This is a genomic window from Arenibacter troitsensis (genome assembly GCF_900177645.1).
GTDB lineage: Bacteria > Bacteroidota > Bacteroidia > Flavobacteriales > Flavobacteriaceae > Arenibacter > Arenibacter troitsensis.
On sequence record NZ_FXAO01000013.1, the window covers coordinates 72,174 to 72,550 of the forward strand.

Here is a 377-nt window from a genome sequence, read left to right on the forward strand (position 1 = left end):
CCTTGGGCTCCTGTGGCTCCTGTATCTCCTTTGGCTCCGGTTGGACCCTGAGCTCCCGTAGGACCTTGGGCTCCAGTAGCACCGGTTGGGCCTTGCGCTCCAGTGGCTCCCGTATCACCAGTATCTCCTTTAGCACCAGTTGGCCCCTGAGCTCCTGTTGGACCTTGCGCTCCTGTGGCTCCTGTGTCTCCAGTATCTCCTTTGGCTCCAGTTGGACCTTGTGCTCCCGTAGCACCGGTTGGGCCTTGAGCTCCAGCGGCTCCGGTTGGACCCTGAGCTCCAGTGGCTCCTGTATCACCAGTATCTCCTTTGGCTCCGGTTGGACCCTGAGCTCCCGTAGGACCTTGGGCTCCTGTGGCTCCTGTATCTCCTGTCGG

General features: G+C 61.3%; 1 pseudogene. It reads right to left on the reverse strand.

Annotated elements, in window-relative coordinates:
• Positions 1–377, reverse strand: a pseudogene (locus B9Y87_RS22095) (collagen-like protein); the annotation flags it as partial.